The sequence below is a fragment of the Natrinema sp. H-ect1 genome, assembly GCF_041821105.1.
Taxonomy (GTDB): Archaea; Halobacteriota; Halobacteria; order Halobacteriales; family Natrialbaceae; genus Natrinema; species Natrinema thermotolerans.
In genome coordinates, this window is record NZ_JBGUBA010000010.1 from 77,038 (window position 1) to 100,965 (window position 23,928).

The window sequence follows — 23,928 nt, forward strand, 5'->3', positions numbered from 1 at the left end:
CCATCCGTGCGGTTCGCGCGCGGTCAAAACGGTCGAATCGGGCGGTTCCATCGGTCACGCCCTTGTCGTCTTCTCGGTTGACACTTGCGGAGTTCGAGTCACTGTCCGCCCGTCCACGACCGCGTTGCCGACGCCGGTATTGGTAGCCGGAAACAATATAGTGTCGTCGGCCCTACGAGTAGTATGAAAGCGATCTGTGCGACCGACCTCTCCGCCGCCAGCGAGGCGACGATCGAGAGCGAGACCTGCCTCGAGTGTCTCGGCCGAATCGGCGTCGAGGAGATCCATCTCGTGACCGTGATTCCGTCGAACGTCCACGCGGGCATGCCCGGGATGAACTTCGAGAAACGCCGCGAACAGGCGCTCGAGCGCTACCGCCGCGTCGTCGAAGACGCGGGCTTCGATGTCGAGACGCACGTCGTCCGCGGGACGCCCCACCGACGAATCAACGGCATCGCCGAGGCCGTCGGTGCCAGCCTCACGGTCGTCGGCTCGCGCGGGAAGAGTCCGCTCGAGAACCGCGTCATCGGCTCGACCGCGCGCAACCTCGCGCGCACGACGGTCGTGCCGTTGCTGGTCAACCGGATCGAACGCGAGGCGGACGAGCCGGACGTCGTCCGCGAACACCTGTTCCAGCGGGTGCTGTACGCGACGGACTTCTCCGAGAACGCCGAGCGGGCCTTCGAGGCGTTCTCGTACCTCCGTCACGCGACCCAGGAGGCAACGCTGGTCCACGTCGAAACGCCGAAGGACCCGGGACTGTCGGAGGACGACGATCCCGAAGCGCGACTGACGGAGCTAGCGACGCGACTCGAGGACTGGGGGATCGAGACGCGAACCGTAGTCCGACGGGGCGATCCCGCCGACGAGATCCTCGCCGCGGAGGCCGAGTACGAGCCGACTACGACCCTCGTCGGCTCGCGCGGGCACAGCCGACTCCGCCGACTGTTGCTCGGGAGCGTCTCCGAAGACATCGTCGCACGGGCGGACGGGAACGTCATGCTGATCCCGCCGAACCGAGCGGCCTGACCGGCGATCCGAAACCGAGCCCGGCTTGCCATGCAGCGACACGAGTGCCGACGCGACCTCCGTCGCCGTCGCCTCGCGGGTACCGCCGTCGTCCCGTCCTCGAGAGCGGTAGCGACGACGTCGAACCCGACAGCGACGGCAGACGGGCGAGTGACCGGTCGTCGGCTTCTCCCACTGCCAGGAGCCACACGTCCACGCCGACAGCGGCGACTCACGCCCGGTGAACGCGGACGGCCCGAACTCGCTGTGAGAGGCGGGGTGACCAGTTATCCCGTCGTTCGTCCCAGCGCTTTCGCGAGTGCGAGCAGAAAACCGATTCCGGCCTGAGTATCCGGATCGCGCAGCGCTTTGGCGACGCCGACCGGACCGACGGGGTCCGCAGGCTCGGCCCCGGCCTCGCCGACGGCCTCGAGCAGGTCCCCGAGCGTCCGAGCCACGTCGTCGTCGGCCGCCGTGTCGGCCACCTCACCGAGACGTGTTCCGGTCGCCGCGAGGTCCGTGACCATGTCGTCGTCCATCGCCGACGACGCGAGCGCGAACAGGTCCGCCAGCGCCAGCAGGTCGTCGAGCGTCCCCGACCGCTGGAGGCGAGCGAGCGTCTCGATCGCGTCGGCCAGGTCGTCGGCGTTCTCGCCGGTCGCCTCACCGAGGCGCGCGGCGTCGGCTGTCGCCAGTCCGTCGGCTGCCGCACCGAGGTTCGTCGCCGTCCCGGCCACCTCCTCGACCATCCGGTCGTCCATCGCGGCGGTCGCGAGATCCGCCGTATCGAGCAGTTCGTTGACGACCCCGAGGCGCTCGATGAACCGTGCGACCTCGTCGGGGTTTTCGGCGACGAGGTCCTCGAGCGGCGCTGCGTCCTCGGCGGCCTCCGGCGCGGGTTCGGATTCGGACATCTACAGCAACCCCCGTGCGGTGAGCCAGTAGGACTCGTTGTAGCCGAGCTTCGCCCAGTGGAGCGGTTTCGACGGTTCGCGGACGTACGGTTCTTCACCGTACTCGAACTCGATGAACGTCGCCTCGTCCATGCCGGCCTCGAGGAAGCAGACGGTCTTTCCGTCGTAGGTCGCAGTCGGCGTTTCCCCGCGGGCGCGGCTGGCGATCCGATCGGCGACGGCGCCCGCCTCGTAGTGGGCGACGCTGCCGGCCTTGCTCGTGGGAACGTCCGCGACGTCACCGATCGCGTAGACGTCCTCGGCCGCCGTCGCCTCGAGCGTGTGCCTGTCGACGTCGACCCAGCCGTCCTCGCCCAGCCCCGCGTCGATCACGAGATCGCTGCCCCGGTGGGGTGGAATCGCCACGAGCAGGTCGTACTCGAGTTCGTCGCCTTCGACCGTCTCGATGACCTCCGCGTCGGGGTCGACCTCGTCGACGTTGAAGAACGTCTCGAGGGCGATGTCGCGTTCCTCGAACAGGTCGGTCGCCCAGTCGGCGACCGACTCGAGGCCGTGGGCGCGGTTGATCGGGTACGTGTAGGTGATCTCGATGTCCTCGCGCCGGCCACGCTCGCGGAGCCAGTCGTCGACCATCAGCGGGAACTCCACGGGCGCGGCCGGACACATGTGTGGGACGCCGACGACGCTCAACACGAGGTGGCCCTCGGTGAACTCGGCGAGTTCGTCTCGGAGTCGCGTTGCGCCGTCGGGGCCGTAGAAGTGATGGCCGCCCTCGGCGAGTCCGGGGACGGCCTCGGGCTCGAGGTTCGCGCCGGTCGCTAGCACGAGCTGGTCGTAGCGCAGCGATGCCGTCCGGTCGGCCAGCGACAGGCGATTCCGGTCGGTATCGACGCCGACGACTTCGTCGATCGTCAGCGAAACCCGGGAGTCGACCAGGTCCTCGATCGGCCGTTTCGCGTCGTCGACCGTCTTCTTCCCGAACGGCACGTACAGGAACGTCGGCTTGTAGACGTGGTTCGGATCGGCCGTGATCAGTCGGACCTCGACCGTGCCGGCCTCGATTTCGGACTGTAGCTCGTCCGCGAGTCGATTCGCGAGGACCGTTCCGCCCGTTCCGCCGCCGACGATAGCGATTCGGTGCATTTCAGTTGACCTCCAGGTAGATGCTCCAGTACTCGTCGCGCTCCTCGATCTCGAGTAAGTCGTGGCCGGCCTCCTCGAGCCACTCCGGAACGTCCGTCGTGGAGTTCCGTGCGGTGGTCTGGAGTTCGACCACGGTACCGGCGTCGAGTGTCTTCACCTTCCCGATGAGGTCCATCAGCGGGCCGGGACACGATGCGTCCTTCGAGTCGATCGTCACGTCCGGATCGTCTGTGTCAGTCATTGGTCTACGATTGCAGGTTGCGTCGTCGTCGTTCGAACTCGTCCGTCGAGAGTTCCCCGCGGGCGTAGCGCTCGCGGAGTTGCTCGAGCGCCCGGTCGGATCGGTCGGCGCGATCGATGCGGTCTCCCGGGCGTCGACTGCCGGCCCAGACGACCAGCAGTGCGAGCAGCCCGAGTAGCAGGACCGGCCAACGGAACAGCCAGCCGCCGACCGCTCCCCAGCCGCCCATCGATCCACCGGCGCTACCGCCGTGGGGCTGCGCGGACGCCGTCGTGGCCGCGGCGACGAGGAAGACGACGCCGAGGGCCGTCGCTCGTCCCGCATACCGTTCGATCGCGTCGCGTGGGTCGGTCATCGTTCGATCACACTCGGAGAGAAGTATTGTATAGTAATGGCATTATTGAGAAAGCCACCTGTTCAGGAATCAGCAGTGGATATATATGTGACGACCGTCCTCGTCCGGTTTCTCGGTCGTCGGCCCGAACCCTGCGATCTCCAGAGAGCGATAGAAACGGATCCTTCCCCCGAAAATCCGCTCCGAAGGTGTTCTACCCATTCGACTCGGTGCGACTGCCGCGACCGTCGATCGGTCGGTCACGTCGTCCGCGAAGAGCGGTTTCGGCCGTTTCGTCGAGCCAATATTGCTCTAGAAGTACAAAATCATTATAATCGTGGAGTCCCTACTGGTAGCCGATGAGCGAGTCCATCGACGACGAACGACAACGGATCCGCGAGCGGAAGAAACAGGAGTTGCGGGAACGCCTCGAGAACGGTGAGAGCCTCGACGCGGCCGACGCCGGCGAGGGTGTCGACACGCCCGACGAGCCGATCGCGATCACGGGCCAGGGTCACCTCGACGACGTCGTCGAGGAGTACGACGTCGTCCTCGTGGACTGTTATGCCGACTGGTGTGGTCCCTGTCAGATGCTGGAGCCGACGATCGAGGCCCTCGCAGCCGAGACCGACGCCGCGGTCGCGAAAGTCGACGTCGACGCACATCAGCGGATCGCCCAGCAGCTGGGCGCTCGCGGCGTGCCGACGCTCGTCCTCTACGCCGACGGCCAGCCGGTCGAACGCATGGTCGGCGCACAGGACCGCGGGACGCTCGAGGGGCTGATCGCACAACACGCGTAGCGACGCAGCGGCAGCGACCCAGCAGTCGTCCTGACTGTTCGAACAGTGTCTCTCCTCGTTCGTGAACACCGAGCGACGGCAGCTCGAATCCCGGTGGGCCGTGTCAGTCACCAGTGGCGCTTGCGACGGCGATCCGGCAGACGATCGTCCCGGTGATAGCGACGACGGCGCGCCCATTCAGCCCCAGTGAGATGCCGGCAAGAGACGTGAACGTACTCAGCAACGAAAACAGAACGACGACGGGCAGTACCCAGCTGACGGTCATCACCCACGGCGTGGCCAGCGCGTCCAAGCGGCCGGCACCAGCGCTGAACTCCTCGATTGCCTCCGTCCGCAGGATCCACCCGGCGATCGCGAGAAACGCGAACAGCCCGACCGACAGCATGATATCGACGAGCGGTCCGGAGACGAACCGGAAGACCGAACTCGCGAGTGCCAGTCCGCCCCCGGTCACTGCGATCAGGAGCGAGACTCCCACTGTCGCCCGTCGGCGCGAGACGCCGTACTCGTCGACAAGTGTTGCAACAGGTGTCTCGAGGAGGCTGATGCCACTGGTCACGGCGGCCAGCAACACGGTTGCGAAGAAGACCGTCGCGACGACGGTACCGCCCGGCAGCGAGCCGAACACCGACGCGAGCGCGACGAATAGCGCCCCCGGACCGCCCTGTCCCGGATCGATACCCTGTGAGAACAGCAGCGGGATCACGATCAGTCCGGCGAGTACCCCGATGACCGTATTCGAAATCGCGATGACGAGCGTGGCACGCGGAAGCGACGCATCGTCCTCGAGGTAGGACGCATAGGTAAGCATCGCACCGGCGCCGAGCGAGAGCGTGAACAGCGCTTGTCCCGCCGCCGGGCCGAGAATACTCACGAAGTTTGCAGCGAGGTACTCGCCGTCGAAGCCGAGATAGAACGCGTAACCGGCGGCAGTATCCGGCTGCGTCATCGTCCACGCCGCGAGACCGATAAGGAGTACCACGACGGCCGGGAGCATGACCTTCGAGACCCGTTCGATGCCGCGGCTCACACCGAAGAAGACGATCGCGGCGATGATAGCGAGAAAGGCCAGATGGAACCCCACTGCCTGCAGGCCGTAACTCATCTGCCCGAAGTACTGCGCTGGCTGGCCGAAATACGCACCAACCGGCGAAACCAGTGTATAGCGGAGGATCCAGCCGCCAACGACCGAGTAGAAAGAGAGCATCACGATCGTCGTGACCACGTTAAACGACCCCAGCGCCGGTCCCTCGGGGGAACCGATGAGCGAGCGAAGGGCCCCGGTCGGCGTCTGTTTTCCGCGTCGCCCCAGCACGAATTCGGCAAGGAGGCCCGGTACACCGACGCCGATGATCAGCAGTAGATACATCACGAGGAACGCACTCCCACCGTTCTCGGCCGTCAGCCACGGGAACCGCCAGATGTTCCCGAGTCCGGCGGCGCTGCCGACCGCAGCGAGAACGAACCCCAGATTCGAAACCCACGAGTCACGAGTAGCCATCAGTGTGGACGCTCGTTAAGGGAGAGATAAGTCGGTATTGATTCGGCCGGTTACACGCTGTTCGCCGTCCACGACCTCCCACGCTGGATCCGGACGCGGTAGTGCCGAGCCGACGCCAGTACTATCGTCGCTCTTGAAAGTCACTGCACACCCGATCGCAGGACAACGTTGCGACCGGTGTGGAAATCGTTTCAGGAGCTACTATCGACCTCGAGTTCGGTACCACAGTCCGGGCATTCCATCGCCGGCTCCCCGTCGACCATCGTGAACTCCATGTACTCGCTTTCGCCACAGTCCCGACACGGCACTGCGACTCGGATGTCGGTCGACTCCTGTGGCGTGCCGAGCGCGAGCGCCCGGAGGGGCTCGTCGGCTTCGTTTCGCCCCTGCTGGTACTCCCCCGCATCGAACCGGATCATCTCGCCCTCGCTGACCGTGACGGTTTCGCTAGCCGCCCCTAGCTCCGTTTTCGTCTCGAACGTGGCCTCCCCCTCGAGGACGAAAAACGTCTCCTCTTGATCGAGATGTGTATGGAGGCTGCCGGCGAACTCCTCGCCCGACTCGAGTGCGTAGTAGTTCATCGAGAAATCCGTGGCGTCGAGCGGGTCCGATACGCTTCGTCGCTTCTGGCCTCCCGATTCCGGCGTCATGTCGTCGAGATTTATTTTCTGCATGCAACCATGGATAGCAATCTCGAGGACGAAAAGGATACTGCGACTCGCAAGCGGTATCCCGGTGTCCGTCACCCCTCGAGAACGCATGGACGACCGCGACAGCGACCGGGAACTGACCGAAACGGGCCAACTCGAGGAGCCGACCGCGTCTGCCCGCGACTCAGAGTTCCAACAGCAGCATCGCGCCGTAGCCGAGTCCGAACGCGAGTCCGAACGACCCGACCCACGCGGCGACGGTGAGTCCCAGCTTACGGGGGCTGACACCGTCCCCACCGGTGACCGCGAGCCCGCTACCGATGATGGCACTGACGATGATCTCGTTGAACGAGACCGGGACCCCCAACAGGACCGCGGTCTGTGCGATGAGAAACGACGGGACGAGCGTCGAGATCGAGCGGCGCGGCCCCAGCGACGCGTACTCCTGCGAGATCGACTTGATCATGCGGGGTGCGCTCGTCCAGGAGCCGACGAGGATCCCGACCCCGCCGCCGAGCAACACCACCAGCGGCGAGACTGACGGCACGGCCTCGAGGAGCGGGAACAACGGACCAACCGCCAGCCCGACCTGACTCGCGCCCGCCGAGAACGCCACGAGCGAACCGAGCGCGAGCAGGAACCGACGCAGACCGCCGGCCTGATCGCGACCGACGTCCCAGCGAACGACGGCCGCGGCGATCGCTCCGAAGCCGAGCGAGATCGCGGTCGCGGTGGCGACGCCGTCGACGGGAACCAGCGTGGCCCCGGCCGCGGCGAGCGTCCCCCCGACCGACGAGAGAAACGAGAACTCGAGGTTCGCGACGACCGTGCCGACGATCCCGGCGAGGATCGGGACGCTGACGTCCTCCGGGACGTCCGGTCGCGGGAGGATACTGGCGAGGCCGTAGGCGATCCCGCCGCCGACGAACGGCGTGAGTAGCCAGACCGCGCCGATCTCGACGTACTTCCCCCAGGCCGGATCGCCGCCGAGCGCGAAGCCGACGCCGATGACCGAGCCGGTCACGGTGAACGCGGTCGCGATCGGGTAGCCGGTGGAGATGCCGATCGCCATCAGGCCGGCGCCGAGCAGCAACACGACGATGACGCCGGTGGTCGGGAGCGTGACGCCCTCGACGAGGCCGCTCCCGACGGCTTCCGAGACGCTCGCGCCTTGTGTCACCGCGCCGGCGAACCCGAGGATACCGACGAGAAACGCCGCGCGCATCGTCGAGATGGCGTTCGCCCCGACGGCCGGGGCAAACGGCGTCGCGCCGCTCGAGCCGGCGCCGATCACCCAGGCCATAAACAGGCTCGCGAGCGCGGCGGCTGCAAACAGTAGTATCGTTCCTGGATCCATTAGTGTATGAACCGCCTGTCTTTCAGGTTGTGAAACACGAGCTGTGAACGGCGTTAGTCGGCACCCGCGGGGGCCGCGTCGGCCGCGGCGCGCTTGCTTCGCCAGGCTCCCTGCAGGTACGCGCCGACGAACATGCCGGCGAGCGCCCACAGGATGGAGACGTTACCGATCCCGAGGCTGGCGTAGGCGGCACCGGGACAGATGCCAGAGAGGCCCCACCCGACGCCGAAGAGCGCGCCGCCGATCAGGACGTTCCGGTCGAAGGGCTTCAGCCGGCGTTCGTATCGATCGCCGGTCAGCGGCGCGCTATCGCGGAGTCGGGGCATCACGGCGAACGCGACCCCCGAGACGATCGCCGCGCCGAACATCACGAACAGCAGTCCGAAGTCCTCGAACTGCAGGAAGTTCAGCACGACCTCCGGACGCGCCATCTGGCTGAACCCGAGCCCGAACCCGAAGATCAGGCCGCCGACGAGGATCAGCGGCATGAACAGGGGATGGCGATCGCCGCTCACGGGCCGTCACCTCCCTGCTCGCCAACTCGAGCGGTGACCGTCTCGCTCATGGCGACACCCCCAGTGCCGAAACGACCTGTGCGGTCACGATCGCGACCGTCAGGAACGTCGCCACGCCGACCAGCGACGTCTTCGACGCCGAACCGACGCCACAGACGCCGTGACCGGACGTACACCCTTTGCCAATTCGGGTACCGATCCCGACGAACACGCCGCCGACCAGCAGTCGCCAGGGCTGTACGTCGGTCGACCAGAGCGTCACGCCGCCGACCTCGTACAGTTCGCCGGTGGTCCCGGGCTCGTAGAGCGAGGTCGTCAACACGCCCGACTGGACCGTCGCCGCGAACGCGAACGCGCCCAGGATGATACCGAGCGTGAACACGACCCGCCAGTCTCGCGACGAGACGTACTGCTGGAACCGGGACTGCCCCGAGACGTACGACAGCGTCGACTCGAGGAACGTACTCGCCCCGGCCGGGATACCGGTCCCGACGTAGATCACGACCGTGCCGAGACCGACGAGCAGTCCGCCGATGGCGTACCGGCTGATCCCGTTGGGGAACAGCTCGGCGGTCAGTTGGAGCGCGATTGGATCAGCTACCATGTGGCGTTAGTCACCGGCGAGCGACTCCTGGCTCGCCGCGCAGTTGTTCGGGCCGAGTTCGAGTTCGAACGCCTCCTCGTCGTCGGCCGCTTGCTGCCCGAGGTTCGTCGCGATGATGGCCTCGTAGTTGGCCGGTCGGGGCGGCATGTCCGAGAGGATCAGCTCGACGAACTCGTCCTCGTCCATCGTCAGGGCGTCCATCTCCTCGACGAGGTCGCCGATCGGCGCGGTGTAGGTGCCGTCGGCGGCCGGGACGGCGGAATCGCTGAAGTGAGCGCCGCCGATAAGGGTCTCGTCGGGCAGGGTGAGGACCCGCTCCTGGAGCGACTCGTAGAGGGTTCGGGCCGCGTCGGGGGCCCCGTCGTCGCCCTCCTCGAGGTCGGGGCGGGCGACGCTCTCGATGAACAGCCCGTCGCCGGTCGCGAGCAGGCTCGCATCGAGCAGGTACGAGGTCATCCCGGTCGTGTGGCCGGGCGTCGCGATCGTCTCGATGGTGGCGTCGCCGACCTGGAACTGGTCGCCGTCCTCGGCCTGGGTCAGCTCGTCGGCGTAGGTGACCCCGCGGTCGACCGCCGCTTCGGGGATGACGCCCTCGACCCCGTCGTCGTCGAGGTCGCGGACGCCAGAGATGTGGTCGGCGTGGATGTGCGTATCGAGTGCGTACTGCAGGTCGACGCCCAGCTCCTCGGCGTCAGCGAGGTAGCGATCGGTAAACGCCCGCAGCGGATCGACGACGGCGGCCTCACCGCCGTCGACGAGCAGGTACCCGAGACAGCCCGAGGAGGGGCGCTGGTACTGGTAGAGCGTTCCCGAGCCGTCGTAGCCGGTAACCTCGACGCGCTCGTAGATGCGCGCCCAGCCGTTCATCCCGTCCTCGAGGTGATTGACATCGTACCCGCGGTCCGCGAGCGTGCCTGCGACGAACTCGCTGGCACCACCCTTGGCACAGAGGACGGTTACCTCGCGGTCCTGGGGGATTCGTGCAAGGACGTCGTCGTCGATTTCGTCCTCGAGGAACTCGAAGTACGGGACGTTGATCGACTCGACGGTCTCGCCGTCGACGTGCCACTCGTCGTAGTCCGATTCCATACGCGCATCGAGGAGCGTGACGTCTTCGCCCGCGTCGATGCGGCTCTTCAGCGTGTCCGGCGTGATCGTTTCGACTTCTGCGTCCGGGGTCGGGAAGTCTTCTGGGTTCATTGTCGTACATCCCTCTGTATTGGCTGGTCGCATAAAAGGATTTGCATAGTAGTTCCTCGTCCGCACAATATAGCATCGGCGAGACGCGGCGAATTACCCTCAAGCAACCACGAACACAATCTAGAGGTTGTATTGCGCCTGTATGCGGTATCGGTTGTTTGCGCATTCCACAATAATCGACATCCTTTTAACCCCGAGGCCAATATTGTGTAGTAGCTCCAATACAGATACGGAGTATCCAACTATGAGTGACGAATTCGACATCACGGAGACGCTCGACGTCAAAGGTGCATCGTGTCCCATGCCAGTCGTCAAGACCAAGTCCGCCATCGACGACCTCGACGAGGACGACGTCCTCGAGGTCGTAGCGACGGACTCGGGTAGTATGAGCGACATCGACGGCTGGGCGACCGGGACCGATGGCGTCGAACTCCTCGAGCAGGTCGAGGACGGCGACGTCTACAAACACTACGTGCAGAAGACGGCGTAAGATGAGTACGGACACACCGTCGGCGACGGACGGCGAGCCGATGACCGAGGAGGAGCTGCGGACACAGGTCGCGGAACTCGAGGAGAAAGTCGCCGCGCTCGAGACGGCGGTCGGCGACGATCAGCAGAAGATGACCATCGTCGCCACGCAGGGCAGTTTCGACATGGCGTATCCGCCGCTGATCCTCGCGAGTACGGCGGCCGCCTTCGGCTGGGACGTCGTCGTTTTCCACACGTTCTGGGGGCTCGACATCCTCCACGAGGAGAAGTCGAAGGACCTCAAGCTGAGTGCCGTCGGCAACCCGAGCATGCCGGTCCCGAACGCCGTCGCTGCGCTGCCCGGGATGGACATGATGGCCACGAAGATGATGCAAAAGAAGATCGACGAGAACGGGACCGCCACCATCGAGGAGTTGATCGATCTCTCACTCGAAAGCGGCGTCGACCTGCAGGCCTGCCAGATGACGATCGAGTTGATGGACTACGACGAGGACGACTTCTACGACGGCGTCACGACGGGTGTGGGTGCAGCCACTGCGTTGCAACACATGGCCGAATCCGACATCCAGCTCCTCGTCTGATCGCTGACCGACACCGAGTCTACGTTTTCGAAGCCGTGCCTTCCGTCCTCGAAGCGAGTGCCATCGGGGCAGCCCGGATCCCGCCGTCAGCTACGGGCCACCCTCCCGCTGGCCGGTGGCTGCATCTGCCGGCCCCACGACTACACCGCGGTTCGTGGACGCGACCACCATGGTCGATATCGATACCGACACCGATTCGGACCCCGAACTCGGGACCGCGACGATCGTCTACGAGACGCCCGGCGAGACCGACGAACGGGCCACGGTCGACAACGACCGCATCGCTTACTTCCAGGATCACTGGCTGTTCGCCTACGGAACCGACGACGACGGCAACGACGTCGTTCGCCGGGTCCCCAAAGAGCGTGTCCACTACGTCGAACGATCCGTCGAGGAGATCGAGGCGACCTTCGAGTCCGGCCTCGAGAAGGCCAAAGGAAAACTCGAATCGCTTCGGGACTGATGAACCCGCTCTGGCAGTGTCGTCCGCGTCTACCGGTACTCCGAGGCCGGTTCGTCCACGTGTGATTCCCGGATCGAGATCCTGATGTCGGAGCCATCCTCGAGTTCGCCCGACGATCGGTCGGTACCTCCGGGTTCGGACGAGTCGCGCTCGACGGTCCGCATCCGTTCGCGTTCGGACGCGTCGTACGCCGAACTCATCGCGATCAGGAACCCGACCATCGCCGTCACGAGCGCCACGACGCCGATTGCGACGGCACCGATCGAGGCCACGGTACCGGAGAGGACTTCCCCGGAGACCAGAAGCGAGACGGCCGTCACGACCGCGATCAGGGTCAGGAGCCGGGCAAGTCGGCCGGTGTCGAGCCCCCGGTAGCTCTTCTCACCGGTCGTATCGGCCAGCACCGACAGGATGCCGTCGTAGGAGTCGTCGGTGCGGGCGTTCCCCAGCGAGTGGGTCGACTGTGCGACCCAGACGCCGGCGGTGAAGTTCAGGAACGCGACGAACGACACGAGTCCGATCTGGCCGTCGATGAACAGTCCCGACACGATCGCCCCCGCAAACGTCGTCGCCATGATGGCGTGAGTCACTAACGACCGTGTTCCGAAGTCTTCCAACCGAGCCATGTGTCCCAGGTTCATACGTGAACGAGGACCGCAGCGCGGATAGCCTCGCGCCCTTACTATGTTGAATGATGACAATTAACACGAAAACCTCTGTCGACTGATACGACCGTCGATTCCCGCGTCGCGGCGGCTCGCGGGCGGTCCGGGACGAGAACCGCCGGACGACCCGATCGCAGTCCACTTACCGCCACCCCGCGAACGACCGGCCATGCAGATCAAAGACCGGGAGCAGGTCGAAGGCGGCCGCGAACGGGTCACGGTCGTCCCCGAGAGCGTCGACGACCTCTGGCACCTGCAGTACGTCTTAGAGCCCGGCGACCGCGTCGCGGGCGATACGACCCGGCGGATCCAGCGCAACGACGACCAGATGCGCGATACCGGCGGCGAGCGCGAACACATGTGGGTCGCCATCGCCGTCGAGGACGTCGAGTTCCACAAGTTCGCCAACCGACTGCGCGTCGGCGGCGAGATCGTCGCCTGCTCGCGCGAGGACCAGCTGAACTTCCATCACACCCTCAACGTCGAACCACGCGACGAACTCTCGATCGAGAAACGGTTCAAACCCGACCAGGAGGCCCGCCTCGAGGAGGCCGAAGAGGCGACCGAAAACCCCGACGTGGCCATCGCGACCGTCGAGGAAGGACAGGCCCACGTCCACACGGTCGCCCAGTACGGTACGGAAGAGCGGGCGACGATCACCGGCACGACCGGCAAGGGCGAGTACGCCCGCGGGCGCTCGGAGTTGTTCGAAGAACTCGGCGAGGTTCTCAAACGGCAGGACGTCGACGCGATCATCCTCGCCGGCCCCGGCTTCACGAAACAGGACGCCTACAAGCACCTCGAGCAAAACGAGCCCGAGGTCGCCGAGACGGTCACGATGGTCGATACGGCCGCCGTCGGCGACCGTGGTGTCCACGAGGTACTCAAACGGGGCGCGGTCGCGGACGTCCAAGAGGAGACCCGTATCGAGAGCGAGGCCGAGTACATCGACGAACTCACGCGGCGCATCGCGGACGGTGCCAAGGCGGCCTACGGCCCCGAACAGGTCGAAAAAGCCGCCGAATTCGGCGCGATCGAACACCTGCTCGTCCTCGACGACCGCTTACAGAAAGAACGCGGTCCCGACGGCGAGTGGGCGATCAGCGTCGACGACGTCATCCGGACGACCGAGCAGAAAGGCGGCGAGGTGACGGTCTTCTCGAGCGAGTTCCCACCCGGCCAGCAGCTGTCGAACCTCGGTGGGATCGCCGCCCTGTTGCGGTATCGACTCGAGTGAGTCCGTCGGCTTCGCCAACGGGCGCTTAGTCGCCCCTGACCTCGTCGCTGGCTTCGATGAGTTGGATCAGCACCGAAGCGAACACCGACTCCGAACTCCAGATCGCCGTTTCGCCGCTCTCCCCGCCGAGGACGCTCAACAGGATGCTGTCGTCGTCAGCGACGGCGATACGGCCGGAGCGTTGATCGTCCCCCCGGTGGCTCGGTGGGGTGTCGACGACGATCCCCTCATGGTCGGCGAACCGCTCGTGGATCGCCGGCGTCCTGCTGACGATGACGACCGAGACGCCGGCCGCCGCCCGCTCGGAGAGGGTCCGTTCGATCGAGTCGGTCACCAGTTCCGAGAGGCGCGTCCCGAAGATGATCCGATCGTCGGCCTTCGAGACGAGTTCGATGATCCGGTCGGTAACGCGGTCGCGACCGCGGACCGTCCAGATGTCCTCCTGGGTTTCCTCACCCGAGGGTTCGTTCTTGACCGTTTCGACGTACTCGAAGGCCCGGTCCTGTTCGCGTTCGAACTGATTCCGGAGCGTCTCCCGGGCGGTGTCGACGCTCACCGGCCGGTATCGGATCGGGTTCGACTGCTGGACCTCGAGCAAGCCCTTCGATTCCAAACTCTCGGCGACGCTGTAGACCTGCGACCGGGGGACGTCGGTGACGTCGGCGACGTCGCGGGCGGTCCCCGCGCCGAGCCGGTGCAAGGCGATGAAGACCTTGGCCTCGTAGCTGGTCAGCCCCAGCGTTTCGAAGGCGTCGACGGCCGCGTTCTCGTCGCTCACTCGTTGCTCCCTCCGTCGTCGGTCGGTTCGCCGCCGTCACTGGCGGTCGGTGCGGAGCCGGTGGCGCCGGCCGTATCGAACGAGACGTCCGGGCCGAAGTACCGCGTCCACACCACGAGCAGCGACGGGAGGACGACGACGCTCGCGAGGAACGCGTACGTGATCGTCAGCCCGGTGATGATCCCGAACTGCTGGAGCGCGGGGAGGATCGCGAAGGCGAGCGTCCCGAACCCGCCGACGGTCGTCGCCGCGCTGCCGAGCAACGCGCCGCCGGTGCCGGTGACGGTCGTCCGCAGCGCCGACCAGACGTTGCCCTGGCGCTCGAGTTCGAGCCGGTAGCGTTCGCTGATGTGAATGCTGTAGGCGACGCCGAGTCCGACGGTGAGACTCGTGATCATCCCCGTGAGGACGTTGAAGGGCATCCCGATGAGATACATCGTGCCGAGGATCCAGGCCACGGAGAACGCGACCGGGAGCAGGGTGATCGCCCCCAGCGACGCGCTGTTGCCGGCCAGCCAGTAGGCGGCGGTGAGGAACAGGAACACCGCCACGAGCGTGATCAGCAGACTCTCGAGGACGGTGTCGAGCAGGTCCTGTTCGACGATGTGGCTGACGACCGGATCGCCGGTCGCGATGGCGCTCCACTCGCCGTCGCCACGATCCTCGAGATCACCGGCGATGGCCCGCATCTCGTCGGTCGTCTCCGCGCTTGAGGCATTACCCTGAACGCCGACGATCAGCCGTGCGGACTGATACTCGCCGCCGTCAGTTCGGTGAATGACCTGACTCGCGGCGTCCTCGTCGATCTCGAACAGCTGGTCGTACAGCGCCGAGACGTTCTCGTCGGGGACGCCGTCGCCGTCCGTATCGGCCGCGGTGAACGACTCGTTGAACGATTCGTTCTGGCCGGCGACCCGTTCCATCGTCGAGAGCGGCCCCTGGATGTCGGCGTCGCCGGTCGCGAGCGTGTAGGCAACACCGCCCTCAGCTGCGGCGTCGTCCCGTGCCCGGTCGGTCGCGTTCAGGAACTCGTCGTCGGTAACATCATCCTCGACGAGGATCTGTGCCTGACTGTTTTCCGGCTGGAAGTGTTCGTTGACGTACTCGAGGTTGTCCTTGGCGTGGTACTCGCCGGGAGCCATCCCGCCGGGCAGGTTCTTCGTCCAGTCCGGCGGGCTGTCGGCGAGGAAGTCCTCCTGCTGGAAGCTGGTGTCGACCTGCGTCGCCCCGTAAGCGCCGCCGGCGGTGATCAGCGCGACGACCAGCAGGACGGCAAGCGGGAACCGACGGGCGGCGGTCGAGCCGACCGTCAGCACCTCGCTGAAACGGCCGCCGCCGGTCCCGAAGGCCCGTTTCCGTCGGTCGAAGCCGTGGGATTCGAGGAACTCGTCGATCTCGACCTTGGCGGCGGGGATCAACGCGCCGAAGACGATCAGCGCGGCGACGATACCGACGGAGCTGACGACCCCGAACTCGCGGATGGGGCCGATCGGACTGACGAGGTTCGAGAGGAACCCGATGACGGTCGTGGCCGTCACCCAGACGAGGGCGGCGCCGACGCCGGCCAGCGCGACCGTCATCGAACCGCGGACGGTCCCCTCGGCGCCGTCGGCCTCGCGCTGTTCGCGGTGGCGCATGAAGACGTGGATCGCGTAGTCGATCGAGAGCCCGATCAGTAACACCGGGACCGCGACGAACATCTGGTTGAACGCGATATCGGCCCAGCCCATGAAGCCGAACGTCCAGACGAGGACGGCGACGATGCCGGCGACCCCGAGGACGATATCGAGCAGGTCGCGGTAGGCGACGAGCAAGGCGACCACGACGAACAACAGCGCGAGCGGGCCGACGATAGCGAGGCTGTCGCCCATCGAGCGGTCGATCTCGTCGGTGATGACACCGGCACCGAAGACGAGATAGTCCTGATCGTGTGACTCCGCTATGTCGCGGATCTCGAGTTGGTTATCGAGGATCTCGTCGCTGATCATGCCGCCTTCGATCCCGCCCGCACTGCCACCCGCGGTCGACTGCGTGATCGCCGTCATTCGCGTTTCGGCCTGCGTCGAGCCGGGTTCGTACGACGACGGCATGAATCCGATCGCCAAGTTGTCCTCACTCTCGCCCGACAACGTCGACTCGAGGGTTCGCTCGAACTCCTCGTCGTCGAGGCTCTCGAGGGCCTCGATCTGTTCCTCGAGCGGCGGTTGCTCGCTGCTCTGGAGGGCGGCGTACTCGGCCTCGAGGACGCCGACGGTTCCGTTCCGATACGCTTGCTGGCGTTGGGCCGAGAGTCGCTGGTACTCGGGATCTTCCGCCGGCTCGTCCGTCTGTGACCGAATCTCGTACTGCTGTGACTCGATCTCACGGACTTCCTGAACCGCAGCCTCGTACCGTGCGGTCTGGGTCTCGGTGAGGCCGACCGTCGCGTTCTCGACGGTCGCGTTGAGTTGGGCCTCGAGTTCGGCGGCCTGTCGCTGGTACTCCGGATCGGACTCGTTGTACGACTCGTTCAGTTGCCCGTACTGTCGCTGGATTCCGACGGTCGTGTTGAGTCCGTCGCTGAGCCGCGACCGCGTCGCGTTGAGTTCGGCCGCCTGTTCGTTTTTGATCACCGATGTCGCGATGACGTTCTCGACACCGACCATCGACTGGTTCTCGACCAGCGTCTCGTTGATCGACTCGTCATCGCGGATCTCCTGTTGTAACTCTAAAGAGTCGAGCAGCGACTCCTTCGTGAGAACGTTGTCATCCTCGCCACCCCGAACGATCAGTTGGACGGTAGTGGCGTTTTCCCGTTGCTCACTGGTGAAGTTCTCATCGATGCGCTCGAGGGCTTTCGCTTCGTCGGACTCGCTCTCGAACTGGGAGAGCGAAGAGTCGTCGTCGACCATCGGCATACCCGCGCCGACGAGCGCCGTCGCGAGCAGAAGGACGACGAGAACGATTCGCGTGTGGGACATGAGGGCGTCCGCGAGTCGATCGGGAACGCTCATGCGGTCACCTCCCGGTTCGGTCGTCTGGATTCGTACTGAACCATTCTGTTGTTACGATCCTACAAACTCTATCGTATAAACGTGTTCGGAATTCCTGTCAGCGGGCTCTCAGTCACTAGGCGGTCGTCTCGGGGACTCATCACTCCGATACTGCTGCCTGAGGGGTAGAATAGAACGATCGCGACGACGTCGTGGTCGTCGGCCGGCCGTCACTCGATCGAGATCGTCTGGAGGTCTTCGGCGAACCGAACGTCGCCGTCGTAGTGGGCTCCGATCGACTCGAGCATTTCCTCGTGCTGGCCCTCGGTGTGGGGGTAGAGGTGGGTCAGGTAGACCCGGCCGATCTCCCGGCCAGCCAGTGCGCGGCCGAGGCTGTCGGGCGTCGGGTGGTTCGAGACGTCGACGCCGTCGGGGAACGAACAGTCGTGGGCGAGGATCGCCGACCCCTCGGCGAAGTTGGCCAGTCCTGCGAAGGCCTCGCTGTCGCCGCTGAAGGTAAACCGGTCGTCGAACCGATAGGACAGACACGGCAGCGAGTGGCGCGTCTCGTAGGCCGAGACGTCGAACCCGGCGACCGAGAACTCGCCGGGGACGACCTCCCGGACCTGCAGGTCGATCTTGTCCTGCATGTACTCGTGGACCGCGAGCAGGTCGTCGAGCAACGCCTTGGTTCCCTGCGGCCCGACGACCTCGAGGTGGTCTTCGCCGGCGAGCCAGCGGGCCTTCACGAGCGGGAGCAGGTCGGAGACGTGATCGAGGTGGTGGTGGGTCAGCAGCACCGTCGAGACGCCCTCGTAGCCGACGCCGGACTGTTGGAGCCGCTGGAGGGCCCCGGCTCCGCAGTCGATCAGGACGGTCCGTCCGTCCTCCTGGACGAGGATGCCCGCCTGAAACCGTTCGCCAGTGGGCAACGCCGAGCCCGTTCCGAGAAAGGTGACACGCATACGCTGGAGTGGCACGTCCGCCCCGATAAGGGTACCTCTCGCGAGCGCACCGGTCGGGTCCGAACGGATCACAGCGACGACCGACGAGGACGCGACCGGTTTCGCGGTCAGCAGGTGTTCCGACTCCGTCCCGAGGACACGAAGATTCAAGCGGTTCGACGCCACATCGTCGGTATCGATCGATGGCATCGCTTCCGACGGCCCGCAGTCACGGACGCTCGAGCGGCGACGTGACCGCCGTCGCCGACGACGGTGATCGACCTCCCGATCGGACGGTGAGCCGATGATCGAGGGCCTCGAGGACACGCTCCCGCCGGCGGTCACGAGGGCGACGCTCTATCGGATCGCCGGCTGGCTCCTGCGGCTCTACGTGGCCGGCTGTTTGCTCCTCGGGTCCTACAGTCTGCTGTGGGTCCTCGAGGTCGGCGGCGTCCTTCCCAACCGGTGGCTGTCGACGGCCTGGATCGGCATCGCCGGGCTGGGGTCGGTGTTCCTCGCATTCGCGATTCCCCTGTTCTATCTCGCTCGCGGCGCGGACGGGTGATCGAACGCGATCGGGGGCTTTACCCTCTCGCCGTCCCGACGGGACGACGAACACCATGACGGTCGTCCTCGCCGGCGTCGGTGCCGATAGCACGAACCTCGGTGCCCTGGCCCCGCTGTACGACGACGGGCGGTTCGAGTACGTTCCGATCCCGGAGAAGACCCGCGAGACGGCCGAACCCGAAACGCTCGGCTCGTGGAAGCTGCGGGCCGGTGACGGCGTCGCCGCGGACTTGACGACCCGTATCACGCCACAGCCGGTCCACGACGGGAGCGAGACCGTCGCCGGCGACGCCCTCGAGTCCTGGCCGCTCCATCGTGACCCCAACTTCGCGGCGCTGACCTACGGCGAACACCGGACCAGCGGCTACGTCTCGCGGCTGCGTGCGCTCAAGCCGGGCGACGTCGTCGGGTTCTACGCCGGCCTGCGTCGGCCCGACGGTGACCGCGCCCACCGCTATCTGATCGGGTACTTCACCGTCGCGGACGTAGCGGTCGTCGGTCCGGACACGCCGCCGGCCGAGCGGGCGGCGATCCTCGACGCCCATCCCGAGAATGCCCACGCGAAACGCGCACAGAACGGGGATCTCTACCTCGAGAAGCCGGTCGTGATCGTCGACGGCCGTGAACCCGGCGGGCTCTTCGAGCGGGATCCGATCCGGCTCAGCGACTACTACGTCAAGCCGGGCAACGAGCGGGCACAGTACTACCTCCGCGAGGAGATCGCCGCGGAGTGGAACGTCCGGGCCGGCGGCGAGAACATGATGTACAAACCGGCCTATCGCTGTGCCCGCTCGGGGTCGTCCTTTCGGGACCTGATCGGGGTTCCGGGCGCGCGGACGGCCGCGGAACGCGACCGCTGGAACCCGGATCGCTCTCGGCAGCCGTAGGCAGCGGCTGGCGGCGGATCGACTCCTGCCGTCAGGACGAGACCGTTTCGATCCCGTCGAGAAACGGTGCAACGTCGTCGAAGTTCGATCCGGTCGTCACCGTCGCGTCCGACCGATCGTACTCGACGACGTCGTGATCGTCGAGTTTCGGCAGATAGTAGTGGATCAGCTCGACGGTGACCGCACGACGATCAGTCCATCCGGCGGAACTCTCTTCGAGGGAGCGATCCGACGCGGCGAGGCGACGACCGAGTTCGTCGGGCGACGCCGGCTCGCCCGCCCGAAGCGCCTCGAGGACGGTCCGGTGTGTTTCGTCCGCGAGCAGTGCGTAGATGGTCTCGGTCTCGAGGGCGGTCTGTCGGGAACGGGACATAGCGGTGGATCAGTTCGGAGCGCAACAGCAGTATCCCCTTACTAGGTGGGCACCTAGCGATAGTCACACGCGGTTCCGCATCGCTCGGTTTCATGTGCCGACGGCTCGAAACCGCGATCCAGTGACGGGTTCCGACGATACGACGCCACGACACGAGCGCGTCGAACGCCACGCGACGCCCGGGCCGCGCAACTCGCTGGCCCACTGGACGGCCGCCCGCAACCCGCTCCGGGTCGCGATCAACTACGTCGTCGTCTGGCTGGTCCGGATCTCGCCGAGTCTCAAACTCAAGCGCTGGCTCCTGCGTCGGATCGGCGTCACGGTCGGCGAGGGTGTCTCGTGGGGGCTCGAGGCCACGCCGGACGTTTTCTGGCCGGACCTGATCACCGTCGAGGCCGACGCGATCGTCGGCTACGACGCGACGATCCTCTGTCACGAGTTCCTCTACGAGGAGTACCGGACCGGCGAGGTCGTCGTCGGCGAGCGGGCGATGATCGGCGCGGGCGCGATCGTGCTGCCCGGCGTCGAGATCGGAGCGGGCGCTCGGGTGGCGGCGAACTCGCTGGTGACTCGTGACGTCCCACCGGGGACGACGGTCGCGGGCGTCCCCGCGGAACCGATGGGCGAGGCGACCGGTGACGGATCGACAGACGAACGGCCGGACTAGGGCGTACTCGCTCGAGCGGGCAAGAAAACGGACTCTCGAAGTCGGGGCGTCAAAACCGAGCTACAACGACGACCAGGACTTGCGGGCCTCGTTCCAGGAGGTGATGTCGGCGATCCAGCGGGCGGCGATCATCTTCTTCAGGTTCTTGGCCGGGATGCCGCCGAAGGTGTCGACGGGCAGGGAGATGCCGAATGCGGGCTTGACCTCGTGGGCGACGGCTTCGTCGCCGACGGAGATGACGGTCCCCTTGTCCTCGTGTTCCCAGGTCTTCAGCGGGCGGTTCTGGATCGCGCGGGCGATGTTCTCGCCGGCGACTTCGGCGGCCTGCCAGGCGGCCTGTGCCGTCGGCGGTGCGGGCTGGTCGCCCTGATCGATGATCGCCGAGTCGCCGATGGCGAAGACGCGCTCGTCCGAGGTCTGGAAGTTCGCGCTCGCGTTGACGCGGTTGTGTTCCTTCTCGAGGGCGGCGTCGTCCATCGCGTCGCGACCCGTAATGCCGCCGGTCCAGACGAGGACGTCGTGATCGAGGGGCTCGCCCTCGTCGAACTCGATGTGGTCTGCGGTGGCTTCGGTGATCGGGTCGTCGGTGTGGATGTGGACGCCGGCGTCCTCGAGGAGGTCCCGCAGGGCCTGCTGGATCTCGGGGTCGTTGCCGGGGAAGATCTCCTCGAGCGCCTCGACGAGGTGGATCTCGATCGGCGCGCGGTGTTCGTCGCGGAACTCGGCGATCTCGCCGGCGGTCTGGATACCCGAGAGGCCGGCACCGCCGATGACGACCTGTGCGGGCTCGCCGCGGGTCGCCTCTTGGCTTGCCTCTTTGACCGCTTCGTGGATCTCCAGCGCGTCGTCCAAGCTCTTCAGGGTCAGGGAGTGTTCCTCGAGGCCGGGGATGCCGTAGTAGGCAGTCTGACTGCCCAGTCCGACGAGAACGTAGTCGTACTCGACGTCGTCGGTGTCTTCGAGTTCGACGACCTGCTCGTCGACGTCGAGGCCGACGACCTCGTCCTGAATGAAGCGGGTCGCAGGGTCGGCGATCTCCTCGACGGGGAAGGTGATGTCCGATCGGACGCTGGGATCGCGGATGACGCGGTGGGATTCGTGGAGAACGAGGTGATAGTCGACATCGGCGATCCAGGTCAGTCGCGCGTTGCCCCCGAGTTCGGATTGGAGCTTCGTGATCGCACCGGTTCCGGCGTAGCCGGCTCCGAGCACGACGACGTTCTCAGTCATACGGCATACTGAGAAACACTATGATACAAAGCTGTTGAAACCGGTTGCCCCACGAACGATGTTGACAAACGTCTCGTTTCGTAGAGCGGGCGTCGACGACTGGTCGGTCAGAAGATGCGCTTGCCGAACGTACTCGCGGTCAGTTCGGCTGCCAGCGTCGCCGTCTCGTTGCCCTCGTCCAGGATCGGATTGACCTCGACGACGTCCATCGATCTGAGGACGTCGTCCGCGCGGTCGCGCCGCGAGAGGGCCTCGAGGGCGGCGTGGGCCTCCCGGTAGGTGACGCCGCCGCGGACGGGAGTGCCGACGCCGGGCGCGGTCTTGGGATCGAGCCAGTCGAGGTCGAGACTGACGTGGACGCCGTCGGTCCCGTCGGTCGCGACGGCGAGCGCGTCCTCGACGACGGACGAGACGCCCCGCTGATCGATGTCGGACATGGTAAAGACGGTCAATTCGCTCTCCCGGAGCAGTTCGCGTTCGCGATCGTCGATGCTCCGGAGACCGACGTACGCGATCGAAGACGCCCGGAGCCGGGGGGCGGGAGCCCACTCCGTCTCGCCGAACGACCCGTGGCCAAGCGCCGCGGCCAGCGGCATCCCGTGGACGTTGCCGCTGGGCGAGGTCTCGGGCGTATTGATGTCGGCATGGGCGTCGAACCAGATCGCGCCGAGGTCGGCCTCGCGTGCCGACCCCGCCAGTGAGCCGATTGCAACCGAGTGGTCGCCACCGAGAACGAGGGGGAACTCCCCGTCCGCGAGCGTCGCCGCGACGCGGTCGCTCACTCGCCGACAGACGTCTTCGACCTCCCGGAGGAACTTCGCGTTCCCGTCGGTGGGCTGGTCGGCGTCCGGATCCCGTTCTTCTGCTCGGGGCATCGTCAGGTCGCCGTCGTCGACGGGTTCGACGTCCGCCTCGGCGAGTCGGTCGGCCAGATCCGCGTACCGGATCGCGGACGGTCCCATGTCGACCCCCCGGCGGTTCGCCCCGTAGTCCATCGGCGCGCCAATGATCCTGACGGTTCGGTCCATATCCACGATAGAGGGTCGACCGGCTTGGTCGTGGCGATCCCGCGGCGTTCTCGGGGGCGACAGGTTTAGGGTTAGACCCGTCTAATTCCGGGACAGCATGATGCTGAGCGACGTGATGGAGGACTACCTCAAGGCGATCTACCAGCTCCAACGCGGGACCGACGAGCGGATCCGCACGTCCGAGATCGCCGGGGAGTTAGACGTCACGTCGCCGACGGTCACCAGCATGCTCGACAAGCTCGAGGAACGGGAACTCGTCGACCGCGAAAAGTACCGCGGCGTCACGCTGACCGACGAGGGCGAGACGGTCGCCCTCGAGATCGTTCGCCACCACCGCCTGCTCGAGGCCTACCTCACCGAGCATCTCGACTACGACTGGTCGGAGGTCCACGCCGAGGCCGACCGACTCGAACACCACATCAGCGAGGATTTCGAGGCCCGCGTCGCCGACGCGCTGGGCGAGCCCACGGTCGATCCCCACGGCTCGCCGATCCCGGGCGCCGACCTCGAGCCGCCCGAGCGGCCCGCAGGCAAGGCCATCTCCGAGTTCGAGGAGGGGGCGGTCGTCACCGTCGCGGAGGTTGCCGACCGCGACCCCGAGGTTCTCTCCTATCTCGCCGACCGCGGCGTCGAACCCGGCGTCGAACTCGAGATTCTCGAGGTCGCCCCCTTCGGCATGGTGACTGCTCGCTCGAGCGAGAGCGAGGAGCCGGTATCGCTGCCCGAAACGGTCGCACACCACGTCCGCGTCGTGACCCCGGCAGAGCCGGATCCACAGGG

At 66.1% G+C, this 23,928-nt stretch carries 27 protein-coding genes; 10 read left to right on the forward strand and 17 right to left on the reverse strand.

The window, feature by feature from the left end; all coding sequences use genetic code 11:
* Positions 1-183: 183 nt before the first annotated feature.
* Positions 184-1,029, forward strand: a complete 846-nt coding sequence (locus ACERIM_RS16405) for a universal stress protein (RefSeq protein WP_373633479.1) — start codon at positions 184-186, stop codon at positions 1,027-1,029.
* 266 nt (positions 1,030-1,295) lie between these two features.
* On the opposite strand, the gene ACERIM_RS16410 is transcribed toward ACERIM_RS16405, so the two are convergent.
* Genes ACERIM_RS16410 through ACERIM_RS16425 form a run of 4 tightly spaced genes read right to left on the reverse strand, consistent with a single transcriptional unit; the run spans position 1,296 to position 3,661 of the window.
* Entirely contained in the window at positions 1,296-1,922 is a 627-nt protein-coding gene (locus tag ACERIM_RS16410; protein WP_373633480.1) for a DUF1641 domain-containing protein, read from the reverse strand.
* The gene (locus ACERIM_RS16415; protein ID WP_373633481.1) at positions 1,923-3,065 is read right to left on the reverse strand and encodes an NAD(P)/FAD-dependent oxidoreductase; all 1,143 of its coding nucleotides are present in this window, start codon (positions 3,063-3,065) and stop codon (positions 1,923-1,925) included.
* Position 3,066: 1 nt separating this feature from the next.
* Positions 3,067-3,306, reverse strand: coding sequence for a sulfurtransferase TusA family protein (locus ACERIM_RS16420; RefSeq protein WP_006650532.1), 240 nt, complete (start codon positions 3,304-3,306; stop codon positions 3,067-3,069).
* A 4-nt stretch (positions 3,307-3,310) separates the two neighbouring features.
* Positions 3,311-3,661: an SHOCT domain-containing protein gene (locus tag ACERIM_RS16425; RefSeq protein WP_006650533.1), complete on the reverse strand. Its 351-nt coding sequence runs from the start codon at positions 3,659-3,661 to the stop codon at positions 3,311-3,313.
* Between the two features lie 338 nt (positions 3,662-3,999).
* Here ACERIM_RS16425 and ACERIM_RS16430 point away from each other — a divergent pair, with 338 nt between their 5' ends.
* Positions 4,000-4,440, forward strand: a complete 441-nt coding sequence (locus ACERIM_RS16430) for a co-chaperone YbbN (protein WP_006650534.1) — start codon at positions 4,000-4,002, stop codon at positions 4,438-4,440.
* Between the two features lie 103 nt (positions 4,441-4,543).
* Here ACERIM_RS16430 and ACERIM_RS16435 read toward each other — a convergent pair whose 3' ends face one another.
* The 6 genes from ACERIM_RS16435 to ACERIM_RS16460 all read right to left on the reverse strand — a co-directional run bounded on the left by ACERIM_RS16435 (position 4,544) and on the right by ACERIM_RS16460 (position 10,267).
* On the reverse strand, positions 4,544-5,941 hold the full coding sequence (locus ACERIM_RS16435; protein WP_373633482.1) for a sodium-dependent transporter: 1,398 nt from the start codon (positions 5,939-5,941) through the stop codon (positions 4,544-4,546).
* A 191-nt stretch (positions 5,942-6,132) separates the two neighbouring features.
* A complete protein-coding gene (locus ACERIM_RS16440; RefSeq protein ID WP_373633483.1) occupies positions 6,133-6,615 on the reverse strand; it encodes a cupin domain-containing protein in 483 nt (160 codons plus the stop codon).
* 160 nt (positions 6,616-6,775) lie between these two features.
* A complete protein-coding gene (locus ACERIM_RS16445) occupies positions 6,776-7,948 on the reverse strand; it encodes an inorganic phosphate transporter (RefSeq protein WP_049966492.1) in 1,173 nt (390 codons plus the stop codon).
* 53 nt (positions 7,949-8,001) lie between these two features.
* Positions 8,002-8,463, reverse strand: a complete 462-nt coding sequence (locus ACERIM_RS16450; RefSeq protein WP_373633484.1) for a YeeE/YedE family protein — start codon at positions 8,461-8,463, stop codon at positions 8,002-8,004.
* Between the two features lie 46 nt (positions 8,464-8,509).
* Positions 8,510-9,067: a YeeE/YedE family protein gene (locus ACERIM_RS16455; protein WP_006650539.1), complete on the reverse strand. Its 558-nt coding sequence runs from the start codon at positions 9,065-9,067 to the stop codon at positions 8,510-8,512.
* A gap of 6 nt (positions 9,068-9,073) precedes the next feature.
* On the reverse strand, positions 9,074-10,267 hold the full coding sequence (locus ACERIM_RS16460) for an MBL fold metallo-hydrolase (protein ID WP_373633485.1): 1,194 nt from the start codon (positions 10,265-10,267) through the stop codon (positions 9,074-9,076).
* A gap of 244 nt (positions 10,268-10,511) precedes the next feature.
* On the opposite strand from ACERIM_RS16460, the gene ACERIM_RS16465 reads away from it, so the two are divergent.
* The 3 genes from ACERIM_RS16465 (at position 10,512) to ACERIM_RS16475 (ending at position 11,800) form a co-directional block, all read left to right on the forward strand.
* Positions 10,512-10,757, forward strand: a complete 246-nt coding sequence (locus ACERIM_RS16465; protein WP_006650541.1) for a sulfurtransferase TusA family protein — start codon at positions 10,512-10,514, stop codon at positions 10,755-10,757.
* Between the two features lies 1 nt (position 10,758).
* Positions 10,759-11,337 carry a DsrE/DsrF/DrsH-like family protein gene (locus ACERIM_RS16470; RefSeq protein ID WP_006650542.1) on the forward strand — a complete coding sequence of 193 codons (579 nt, stop codon included), beginning with the start codon at positions 10,759-10,761 and terminating at the stop codon, positions 11,335-11,337.
* Positions 11,338-11,506: 169 nt separating this feature from the next.
* Positions 11,507-11,800, forward strand: a complete 294-nt coding sequence (locus ACERIM_RS16475) for a hypothetical protein (RefSeq protein WP_015298865.1) — start codon at positions 11,507-11,509, stop codon at positions 11,798-11,800.
* A 29-nt stretch (positions 11,801-11,829) separates the two neighbouring features.
* Here ACERIM_RS16475 and ACERIM_RS16480 read toward each other — a convergent pair whose 3' ends face one another.
* On the reverse strand, positions 11,830-12,441 hold the full coding sequence (locus ACERIM_RS16480) for a hypothetical protein (RefSeq protein ID WP_084158312.1): 612 nt from the start codon (positions 12,439-12,441) through the stop codon (positions 11,830-11,832).
* Positions 12,442-12,634: 193 nt separating this feature from the next.
* Here ACERIM_RS16480 and ACERIM_RS16485 point away from each other — a divergent pair, with 193 nt between their 5' ends.
* Entirely contained in the window at positions 12,635-13,702 is a 1,068-nt protein-coding gene (locus tag ACERIM_RS16485; RefSeq protein WP_006179398.1) for an mRNA surveillance protein pelota, read from the forward strand.
* A 25-nt stretch (positions 13,703-13,727) separates the two neighbouring features.
* On the opposite strand, the gene ACERIM_RS16490 is transcribed toward ACERIM_RS16485, so the two are convergent.
* From ACERIM_RS16490 to ACERIM_RS16500, 3 genes are all read right to left on the reverse strand, one after another.
* Positions 13,728-14,480: a TrmB family transcriptional regulator gene (locus ACERIM_RS16490; protein ID WP_006650544.1), complete on the reverse strand. Its 753-nt coding sequence runs from the start codon at positions 14,478-14,480 to the stop codon at positions 13,728-13,730.
* On the reverse strand, positions 14,477-17,473 hold the full coding sequence (locus ACERIM_RS16495) for an MMPL family transporter (RefSeq protein ID WP_373633486.1): 2,997 nt from the start codon (positions 17,471-17,473) through the stop codon (positions 14,477-14,479). The genes ACERIM_RS16490 and ACERIM_RS16495 overlap by 4 nt, the downstream gene beginning before the upstream one ends.
* 209 nt (positions 17,474-17,682) lie before the next feature.
* Positions 17,683-18,417, reverse strand: a complete 735-nt coding sequence (locus tag ACERIM_RS16500) for an MBL fold metallo-hydrolase (RefSeq protein ID WP_373633487.1) — start codon at positions 18,415-18,417, stop codon at positions 17,683-17,685.
* Positions 18,418-18,700: 283 nt separating this feature from the next.
* On the opposite strand from ACERIM_RS16500, the gene ACERIM_RS16505 reads away from it, so the two are divergent.
* Together ACERIM_RS16505 and ACERIM_RS16510 are read left to right on the forward strand one after the other, a co-directional pair.
* A complete protein-coding gene (locus ACERIM_RS16505) occupies positions 18,701-18,961 on the forward strand; it encodes a hypothetical protein (RefSeq protein WP_373633488.1) in 261 nt (86 codons plus the stop codon).
* Between the two features lie 55 nt (positions 18,962-19,016).
* A complete protein-coding gene (locus ACERIM_RS16510; protein WP_373633489.1) occupies positions 19,017-19,850 on the forward strand; it encodes a hypothetical protein in 834 nt (277 codons plus the stop codon).
* A gap of 31 nt (positions 19,851-19,881) precedes the next feature.
* Here ACERIM_RS16510 and ACERIM_RS16515 read toward each other — a convergent pair whose 3' ends face one another.
* Positions 19,882-20,223: a hypothetical protein gene (locus ACERIM_RS16515; protein ID WP_373633490.1), complete on the reverse strand. Its 342-nt coding sequence runs from the start codon at positions 20,221-20,223 to the stop codon at positions 19,882-19,884.
* A 121-nt stretch (positions 20,224-20,344) separates the two neighbouring features.
* On the opposite strand from ACERIM_RS16515, the gene ACERIM_RS16520 reads away from it, so the two are divergent.
* Positions 20,345-20,890 (forward strand): DapH/DapD/GlmU-related protein, encoded by a 546-nt coding sequence (locus tag ACERIM_RS16520; protein ID WP_006650550.1) that lies wholly within the window; start codon positions 20,345-20,347, stop codon positions 20,888-20,890.
* Positions 20,891-20,950: 60 nt separating this feature from the next.
* On the opposite strand, the gene ACERIM_RS16525 is transcribed toward ACERIM_RS16520, so the two are convergent.
* Positions 20,951-22,120 (reverse strand): NAD(P)/FAD-dependent oxidoreductase, encoded by a 1,170-nt coding sequence (locus tag ACERIM_RS16525; protein WP_373633492.1) that lies wholly within the window; start codon positions 22,118-22,120, stop codon positions 20,951-20,953.
* Positions 22,121-22,227: 107 nt separating this feature from the next.
* Positions 22,228-23,148 carry an arginase gene (gene rocF / locus ACERIM_RS16530; protein WP_006650552.1) on the reverse strand — a complete coding sequence of 307 codons (921 nt, stop codon included), beginning with the start codon at positions 23,146-23,148 and terminating at the stop codon, positions 22,228-22,230.
* A 97-nt stretch (positions 23,149-23,245) separates the two neighbouring features.
* Here rocF and ACERIM_RS16535 point away from each other — a divergent pair.
* Positions 23,246-23,928 (forward strand): metal-dependent transcriptional regulator (locus ACERIM_RS16535; protein WP_006650553.1); only part of this gene is annotated, 683 nt, incomplete at its 3' end.

What these genes read in the sequence shown, in the direction of transcription:
- ACERIM_RS16415 (WP_373633481.1), bottom strand. Translation starts at nt 3,065, where the DNA reads ATGCACCGAATCGCTATCGTCGGCGGCGGAACGGGCGGAACGGTCCTC.
- ACERIM_RS16470 (WP_006650542.1), top strand. Translation starts at nt 10,759, where the DNA reads ATGAGTACGGACACACCGTCGGCGACGGACGGCGAGCCGATGACCGAG.
- ACERIM_RS16475 (WP_015298865.1), top strand. Translation starts at nt 11,507, where the DNA reads ATGGTCGATATCGATACCGACACCGATTCGGACCCCGAACTCGGGACC.
- ACERIM_RS16460 (WP_373633485.1), bottom strand. Translation starts at nt 10,267, where the DNA reads ATGAACCCAGAAGACTTCCCGACCCCGGACGCAGAAGTCGAAACGATC.
- ACERIM_RS16495 (WP_373633486.1), bottom strand. Translation starts at nt 17,473, where the DNA reads ATGAGCGTTCCCGATCGACTCGCGGACGCCCTCATGTCCCACACGCGA.
- rocF (WP_006650552.1), bottom strand. Translation starts at nt 23,148, where the DNA reads ATGGACCGAACCGTCAGGATCATTGGCGCGCCGATGGACTACGGGGCG.
- ACERIM_RS16480 (WP_084158312.1), bottom strand. Translation starts at nt 12,441, where the DNA reads ATGAACCTGGGACACATGGCTCGGTTGGAAGACTTCGGAACACGGTCG.
- ACERIM_RS16425 (WP_006650533.1), bottom strand. Translation starts at nt 3,661, where the DNA reads ATGACCGACCCACGCGACGCGATCGAACGGTATGCGGGACGAGCGACG.
- ACERIM_RS16465 (WP_006650541.1), top strand. Translation starts at nt 10,512, where the DNA reads ATGAGTGACGAATTCGACATCACGGAGACGCTCGACGTCAAAGGTGCA.
- ACERIM_RS16430 (WP_006650534.1), top strand. Translation starts at nt 4,000, where the DNA reads ATGAGCGAGTCCATCGACGACGAACGACAACGGATCCGCGAGCGGAAG.
- ACERIM_RS16510 (WP_373633489.1), top strand. Translation starts at nt 19,017, where the DNA reads ATGACGGTCGTCCTCGCCGGCGTCGGTGCCGATAGCACGAACCTCGGT.
- ACERIM_RS16440 (WP_373633483.1), bottom strand. Translation starts at nt 6,615, where the DNA reads ATGCAGAAAATAAATCTCGACGACATGACGCCGGAATCGGGAGGCCAG.
- ACERIM_RS16500 (WP_373633487.1), bottom strand. Translation starts at nt 18,417, where the DNA reads ATGCGTGTCACCTTTCTCGGAACGGGCTCGGCGTTGCCCACTGGCGAA.
- ACERIM_RS16445 (WP_049966492.1), bottom strand. Translation starts at nt 7,948, where the DNA reads ATGGATCCAGGAACGATACTACTGTTTGCAGCCGCCGCGCTCGCGAGC.
- ACERIM_RS16420 (WP_006650532.1), bottom strand. Translation starts at nt 3,306, where the DNA reads ATGACTGACACAGACGATCCGGACGTGACGATCGACTCGAAGGACGCA.
- ACERIM_RS16435 (WP_373633482.1), bottom strand. Translation starts at nt 5,941, where the DNA reads ATGGCTACTCGTGACTCGTGGGTTTCGAATCTGGGGTTCGTTCTCGCT.
- ACERIM_RS16515 (WP_373633490.1), bottom strand. Translation starts at nt 20,223, where the DNA reads ATGTCCCGTTCCCGACAGACCGCCCTCGAGACCGAGACCATCTACGCA.
- ACERIM_RS16405 (WP_373633479.1), top strand. Translation starts at nt 184, where the DNA reads ATGAAAGCGATCTGTGCGACCGACCTCTCCGCCGCCAGCGAGGCGACG.
- ACERIM_RS16410 (WP_373633480.1), bottom strand. Translation starts at nt 1,922, where the DNA reads ATGTCCGAATCCGAACCCGCGCCGGAGGCCGCCGAGGACGCAGCGCCG.
- ACERIM_RS16485 (WP_006179398.1), top strand. Translation starts at nt 12,635, where the DNA reads ATGCAGATCAAAGACCGGGAGCAGGTCGAAGGCGGCCGCGAACGGGTC.
- ACERIM_RS16525 (WP_373633492.1), bottom strand. Translation starts at nt 22,120, where the DNA reads ATGACTGAGAACGTCGTCGTGCTCGGAGCCGGCTACGCCGGAACCGGT.
- ACERIM_RS16455 (WP_006650539.1), bottom strand. Translation starts at nt 9,067, where the DNA reads ATGGTAGCTGATCCAATCGCGCTCCAACTGACCGCCGAGCTGTTCCCC.
- ACERIM_RS16505 (WP_373633488.1), top strand. Translation starts at nt 18,701, where the DNA reads ATGATCGAGGGCCTCGAGGACACGCTCCCGCCGGCGGTCACGAGGGCG.